General features: G+C 69.2%; 6 protein-coding genes and 2 pseudogenes. 4 read left to right on the forward strand and 4 right to left on the reverse strand.

Annotation, left to right across the window (positions count from 1 at the left end; genetic code table 11):
* Positions 1–183 precede the first annotated feature (183 nt).
* Both JAN01S_RS01200 and JAN01S_RS01205 read left to right on the forward strand, forming a co-directional pair.
* Positions 184–1,149 (forward strand): alpha/beta hydrolase, encoded by a 966-nt coding sequence (locus JAN01S_RS01200; protein ID WP_217999982.1) that lies wholly within the window; start codon positions 184–186, stop codon positions 1,147–1,149.
* Positions 1,150–1,163: 14 nt separating this feature from the next.
* Entirely contained in the window at positions 1,164–2,243 is a 1,080-nt protein-coding gene (locus tag JAN01S_RS01205) for a CdaR family protein (protein WP_068312388.1), read from the forward strand.
* Between the two features lie 140 nt (positions 2,244–2,383).
* On the opposite strand, the pseudogene JAN01S_RS01210 reads toward JAN01S_RS01205, so the two are convergent.
* A pseudogene (locus tag JAN01S_RS01210) lies at positions 2,384–2,773 on the reverse strand (transposase); the annotation flags it as partial.
* Between JAN01S_RS01210 and JAN01S_RS01215 the strand changes: the two are divergent.
* A pseudogene (locus JAN01S_RS01215) lies at positions 2,772–3,077 on the forward strand (transposase); the annotation flags it as partial. The pseudogenes JAN01S_RS01210 and JAN01S_RS01215 overlap by 2 nt on opposite strands.
* 616 nt (positions 3,078–3,693) lie before the next feature.
* Here JAN01S_RS01215 and JAN01S_RS01220 read toward each other — a convergent pair.
* Complete coding sequence (locus JAN01S_RS01220; RefSeq protein ID WP_068102119.1) at positions 3,694–4,005, reverse strand: putative quinol monooxygenase; 312 nt, start codon at positions 4,003–4,005, stop codon at positions 3,694–3,696.
* Positions 4,006–4,113: 108 nt separating this feature from the next.
* On the opposite strand from JAN01S_RS01220, the gene JAN01S_RS01225 reads away from it, so the two are divergent.
* The gene (locus tag JAN01S_RS01225) at positions 4,114–5,055 is read left to right on the forward strand and encodes a GlxA family transcriptional regulator (protein WP_068312399.1); all 942 of its coding nucleotides are present in this window, start codon (positions 4,114–4,116) and stop codon (positions 5,053–5,055) included.
* 537 nt (positions 5,056–5,592) lie between these two features.
* Here the strand turns inward: JAN01S_RS01225 and JAN01S_RS01230 are convergent.
* A complete protein-coding gene (locus tag JAN01S_RS01230) occupies positions 5,593–6,492 on the reverse strand; it encodes an aminoglycoside phosphotransferase family protein (protein ID WP_084359896.1) in 900 nt (299 codons plus the stop codon).
* Positions 6,489–6,760: hypothetical protein (locus JAN01S_RS17035; RefSeq protein ID WP_169797145.1), on the reverse strand; the 272-nt coding region annotated here is incomplete at its 5' end. The genes JAN01S_RS01230 and JAN01S_RS17035, both read right to left, overlap by 4 nt.

Below are 6,760 nucleotides of genomic sequence, written 5' to 3' on the forward strand. Positions count from 1 at the left end.
CTCAGTCGTACGGCACCCGTGAACCGACAGAAGCGATCCGTTTCTCCCCGTGTGACCGCCACTTGGCGGGTGGTCAACAATGTGCCCGCCGGACGGTCTGGTGTCGGGCGAAGGGCCGGGCTACCGTTCGACGACCGGGCACTGCGGCCCGGGCCGACACCGGTCGATCGACGGAGGTAGAGCATGGTGGTGACCGTCCTGCGGCCCGAGTTCGATCCCGAGCTGCGTGCCGGCCTGGCCGTCGTGGGAGGCATGTTCCCCCCGACGATCACGCCGGACCTCATCTCGTTCATGCGGACCTCCTACGCGTCAGCGCCGATGGACGAGGTACTACGGTCACGGGGCATCACCCGCGAGGACGTGATCGTCGAGAGCCACGACGGGCACCCTGTTGCCGTCTCCTTGTTGCACCCGCCCGGACAGTCGGGGCCACGACCCGCCGTGGTCTACGCGCACTCCGGGGGCTTGATGTTCGGGGACCGCTTCAGCGGCATCGACCTCGTGCTGGACTGGGTCGACGAGCTCGGCGCGGTGCTCGTGACGGTGGACTACCGGCTCGCGCCAGAACACCCGGACCCCCATCCCCGTGAGGACATGTACGCGGTGCTGGAGTGGACCGCGCGCCATGCCGCCGAGAACGGCATCCGGAGGGACCGCCTCGTCGTGGCTGGTGCCAGCGCCGGCGGAGGGCTCGCCGCCGGGCTTGCCCTCGCTGCCCGAGACCGCGCGGGGCCGACCCTCGTGGGTCAGGTGCTGGACTATCCGATGCTCGATGACCGCGGCGTCACCGCCTCGACCGGGCAGTTCGATGGTGTCGGGGTGTGGGACAGGGTGAGCAACGAGACAGGCTGGGCGGCCCTGCTCGGTGTGGCGCGAGGGACCGACGGCGTCTCTGAATACGCGGCCCCCGCACGGGCCGTCGACCTCACCAATCTCCCGCCCGCGTTCGTCGACGTCGGTGCGGCCGAGATCTTTCGGGACGAGGCGATCGACTACGCCTCGTCGATCTGGCGGGCGGGTGGGGACGCCGAGCTCCACGTCTGGTCCGGCGCCTTCCACGCCTGCGACATCTTCGCTCCGCACACGACGGTGGGGCGAAGCATGATTCGGGCCCGCAACGTGTGGCTGGAGAAGATCCTTGCTGACTGACGAGGGGGACTGACGTGCAGGAGCTGCTCGGCCGCATCGCCCGACTGGACCCCAGCGCAAGCCTGGGACTCCGTGTCATTGCGTGCTTCGACGAGCTCATCGTGGGCAACGTCAACACGCGCGCGCTCTTGTCTGCCGCCGCGTCGCTGGCCGGTTGTACCGCGGGGTTCGAACAGGACAGTCCGACGCGCCGTGCCCGGGTGACACCGCGCGGTCAGCTGCTCACCGCAGCCGATGCCGCACGGCCGGTGTCGGATGAAGTCTCCTGGCCCGTCGCGACCGCCGAGGGGCTCAGTGTCTGGCTGGAGCGCGAAGGCGACGCGCTTCCCAACGACGCGATCATCCTCGAGCGGCTGGCTCTCGCCGTCCGGATCCGCCACGGCCGAGCGCGCTCCACGGCCGACCAGCGGCGCGACCTCGCGCTCCTCGTCGATGGCGCCGTACCGGTCGAGGACCGACTGGCGGCGGCGGGGGCTTTGGGGCTCAACGGCTCACGGGAGTACCGCATCGTCGCGGCGCCACTCTTCGCGGTCTGGGAGAACCACCCCAGCGGCCCTGAGGACGTCGTGCCGACCGTTCACGGCCCGATCCACGTGCTGGTTCTCTCGGAAGGAGACGGCCTGGAGTTGGTCCGCGCCAGCCCGGCCGGCACCGGGGTGGCCGCGCTGCCGCGCGAGCTGCACCACTCCTTCCGTACGGCGATGGTCTCGCTCCGTCTGTGCGATCCGCCAAGGTTGCCCTCAGTGCGTGCGGACGAGTTCGGTGGCCTGATCAGCCTCCTGGCCGACGCACCGGAGGGAGGTCACCACCCTGACGCAGACCGGCTGGACGACCTGGCGGGCCACCTATGGGCAGCCGAGACGTTCGAGGCAGTGATTCGCTCCCAGTCGATCAGGTCCGCTGCACGCCTTGCCGGCGTCCACCACAGCACGATGCAGGCGCGTGTCGATACCATCACCGGGGCTCTCGGTTTCGACCCCTTCGACGGTTTCGGCAAGCCGCGCTTGGGAACCGCCTACCTCGTCTGGAGGCTGCGCAGGTCGCGCGTGCTCGACCTTCCGGCGCCGCCGGCCCCCGGAGCCGCCCCCGCCTGACGCGGGAGCGCGACGACGGCGCCTTCTGAACACTGTGAGGACCACTCTCCGGTGCTGGACACGAGTGAGCCTGCCGAGGGACTCGCCCCACCCCTGTTTACAAGACCGCGAGCCACGGGCGCTCTCCGTTTGAAACCGGCTCATCCCAATCGGGGGTGTAGGAGTTGGGGTCTGAAGCCGCCGGTCTCGAGCAGGCTTCGGGCGATGTAGTTGGTCAGGTTGCGGAACCCGAGTGCGGAGCCGCGCAGGTGTTCGAGCCGTCCGTTGAGCGCCTCGGTCGGCCCGTTGCTGGTGCCGGGTCGTTCGAAGTAGGCGAGCAGGTCAGCGGCTCGCTTCTTCAGGGTGCGGCCCAGGGTGGTGAGCTCGGTGAGCACCTTGGGGACGCCGGCGCTGAGGTTGGTGATCAGCTTCTCCATGAGCTCGCGGCCACGTTGCCGGTCCTCGTGGCGATAGGCGGCGATCATGCGCTGGTAGAGACCCCAGGTCGCCTCGACCTCGACGTGAGCGTCATCAACGAACAGCGCGCGTAGCGACCTCAAGGCCTCCGCGCTGGCTCACCTGCCATCCGGGCGGTTCGCCACCAACAGTGCCTGGCTCGTGCGCGCGGTCATCGCGTTCAACCTCACCCGGGCCGCTGCCGTCCTGACCGAGGCGCCCGAGCTGGTCAAGGCGACCACTGCCACCGTGCGCCGAAAGTTGATCCACGTCCCGGCCCGGGTCGCGTCCTCGGCCCGGCGGATCACGCTGCACCTGCCCCAGCACTGGTCATGGCAGCAGCCCTGGACCCAGGTGTTCGACCGAGTCGCCGACCCACCCGCGATCGCCTCGTCCTGACCACCCAGCCCAGATGGCGCTACCCCAGGAACCTCGAACGTGGAACACCCCGACAGCCAGGTCGGGCGATCACCCACGCCCCGACACAGCCCTCACCCCAGCATCGAGATCACGCCTCCAGACGAAGTCCCATCGGTGGATCGAGGCTAAAGGAATGGAGCTTGCTCGGCTTCGACGCCGCCGCAAGATCCGGTGAAACGGTCGGTACTGGTCGGTCGTCGTCGGTCACCACCGGATGGCGGCGTCCCCCACGCTCGGCGTTTGCGCAGGTCAGCGGCTCGTTCGCCCCGTGGGCGCATCAAGCGATAGACGCACAGCCGACGTGATGAGGTCGTCGGTTCGATTCCGACAGGCGGCCCCGGCGAACAGCCCCTGACCTGCGGAAACGCAGGGCAGGGGCTGTTCGGTTCTGGTGGTCGCGCGATGCGCTGGCCTCACGGCTCTGCCCGACACCGACGTCGCTCTCCTCTGCGACGGACCCCTCGCCGGCTGAGCGCTCGTGGCCGGCATCCTGTCCGTGTGCGATAGGCCTCGCACCGCTCGGCAACGCAGCGTGGCGATGCGTCGCGACCTGGCGACGGCTCGGCGGAGCGCGATCGTCTCGTGCGTTGGCGGACTACGGGAGCTTGGACGCGAGGACGTCGGCCGGCAGGATCTCGGGTGCAGCGCCGAGGAGGTGCTGGTTGGCCGTCAGGGCTGCGACGATGGCGCCGTTGGCGTGGGCGTCGCGAGCGGCCTCGTCGGGGAATGCATCGAAGATCCAGAAGGTGTCGGCGTGGGTCCTGACCGCGAACCAGACAATCGTTCCTACTTCTTCGTTGGCGAGGGCGACAGCGCCGGCGAGCAGATCGGCGAGCGCGTCGTGCTGTCCATCGGCCGCGACGATCTTGGCGACGAAGGCATACGGAAGTGATGCGGGTGTGGACATGAGGGGTTCTCCTAAGTGTCGAGGTTTCTTGGTGAAGCGAGTTCAGCGTATGACGAGCAAGGGCATGTGAGAAGTGGCGTATACGACAGTATTGCTATTGTTCGCGCCATGCGTATCGGACTGATCGCGATCGACGGCTGCTTCGGTTCGGCTGTCGCGTCGATCATCGACATCGTGCGGGTGGCCGACGGAGCCCGCGGCGATGTCGACCCGCGGATCGACCCGATCGAACTCGCCATCCTCGGACCGAAACGGAGAGTGACCACGACGGCATCGATGACCCTGTCGGTGGACCACCCGCTGTCGGAGTCCGCAGAGTTCGACGTGGTCGTCGTCCCTGCGCTTGGAACCCTCACGGCCGCCGCTACCAACGACGCCCTCCAGAGCCGAGATGTTCGTTCGGTCATCGCCTCGCTCGGGCGCCTCGACGACGCGACCACCCGGATCGCCGCGGCGTGCACCGGCGTGTTCGCTGTCGCCGAGACCGGACGGATGGATCATCGGCGGGCGACGACCAGCTGGTTCCTGGGGCCGGAGTTCCTGAAGCGCTATCCGACCGTCGCCCTCGATCTCGACACCATGGTCGTGGTCGACGGGAACCTCGTCACCGCCGGCGCCGCGTTCGCCCACATCGACCTCGCGCTCTCACTCGTGCGATCGATCAGCCCCGACCTGGCCCAACATGTCGCCAAGCTCCTCATCATCGACGAGCGTCCGTCGCAGGCGGGCTTCGTCGCCTACGAACATCTCCGGCACGAGGACCCGATCGTCGTCGAGTTCGAACGCTTCGTGCGCGCCCGCCTGGAGGAACCGTTCAACGTCGCCTTCGTGGCGCAGTCGCTCGGCACCAGCCGGCGCACCCTCGAACGACGAGTCCGTGCGGCGCTCAACCTCACTCCGCTCGGCTTCGTCCAACGGCTTCGCATCGAACGAGCTCGGCACCTCTCAGCAACCACGGACCTCACCTCCGCCGAGATCGCGCTACGGGTCGGCTACGCGAACGCCGAGACTCTGCGCTCCCTCCTGCGTAGGGAGCGACGCCGTTCCTGACCTATCGCCATGCCTGTAGCCGGTGTCCTAGTGCTCGACTGGAACCACCTCTCAGCACGTCGCGTCGACGCTCCTGCGTCGCCCCTGGACGACCCACTCGACACGCCCGCAGCACAGGCCATGTGACGTGTCCCGGCTTCCCGGACGGTCGGGGTTGGGTGGCTGTGATGTCGCTGCGTTGTCGTCGAGGGGGTCAGCAGACTCGATCAGGGTCGATCGGGATGAGGCGTGACGGCGGTCAGGTCAGGGCGGCCGAAGCCGGCCGGCGGGGTAGCGTCGGTCACATCGAGGTCTTTCGGATGGATGGCGTAGGAACCTCCGTCGTCGGGAGACTCGACGTCTAGCTGCGGACCGACGCGCCCGGCCGACCTACACCCTCATCTGGGAAGAGCCTCTTTCGAAGACCCCCAGTTGTGCTGTATGCAACATCTTGCGCACATGAGCAAGGCGAGGGCGAAGTTGCTGTGTTGGTGCTTGTGCCATGTCGCGCAACCAGGTGACACCAACGCGGCCGGGTAGCGCCCCCCTTCGCCCCCCTCAGTCACCCAGCGCCTTGATCAGCGCGACCGCCCGCGAGACCCGCTCGGGGTCGTCGTCCTCGCTCGCCCACACGGCGTTGACCACCTCCCGTAGCGTGCTCACCGCCCGCACGAGCCCCTCATCGAGATCGGTGACCTCGCACGCCACCTCGACCCGCCGGCGCACCGACCACCGCAGGGACGCACCGGTGCCCATCTCGTCGACACGGTTGTAGAGGAGCGGTGCGACCTCCCACGCGGGGTGCCCGGTGACCGGCTTGGGGTCGATGGCGACCCAGTCGGTGCCGTCGGACAGGACGTTGCCGTAGTGCAGGTCGCCGTGGAGCAGGCGCTCACCGCCGAGCGACGCCAGGGAGCGAAGGGTGGACCTCGCCTGCTCGACATAGCGCCGGGGCAGCGCGGCGACCGCCGGTCGGGACAGGATCTCCTCGACCCACGGCACGAGCGCCGGCACCTGCGGCAGGGGAGCGACGTGCAGGTCGGCGTAGAGGCCGGCGACGACCCGCACGGCTTCCTCGTCCCAGAGGTCGCCGAGGTCTTCGGTCGTCAGACGCTCGAGCAGCAGCACCGACCGGCGGGGGTCGGCGCGCAGCAGCCGCACGGCCCCGCGCCCGTCCCACGTCCGCAGCGCCAGGTGCTCGTGGTCGGCCTCGCGGTGCGGCCAGCCGAGCTTGAGCGCCGCCCGCCCGTCGGGTCCGTGCACCGGCACCACGAGGGCGCACCGCCCGGTCAACGGCGCACCGTCGACGGACAGCTCCCACTCCTGCAGCACCTCGGCGATCAGGTGGGGGAGCGCGTCGACCCAAGCGGCGCCGGGCGGACCCCCTTCGGCCTCGAGCGACGCGATGCGTGCGGCGAAGGACGTCGGCACCAGGGCCGCCGCCTCCTCCACCCTCACGGCTGGTGCTCGCCGTCCCCGTAGAGCTCGGGGACGTCCTGGAGGAACTGCGCGCGCGAGATCTCCTCGGCCGTGACCATCCACTGCGTCACCTCGAGCGCGGCGTCGCGGTCGTCGGCGAGGTGGTCGAAGCAGTCGGCGTACGCGGCCTGCAGCCGCACGAAGCTCCCGACCACCCAGTCGTGCCCCTTGGTCCCCGAGAGGTCGTCGGGTCGGTCGTAGCCGAGGGCGATCGGCTCGACCGCGTCGCCCGCCGCGGTCGTCTGCC

It is taken from the genome of Janibacter anophelis NBRC 107843 (assembly GCF_001570945.1).
GTDB lineage: Bacteria > Actinomycetota > Actinomycetes > Actinomycetales > Dermatophilaceae > Janibacter > Janibacter anophelis.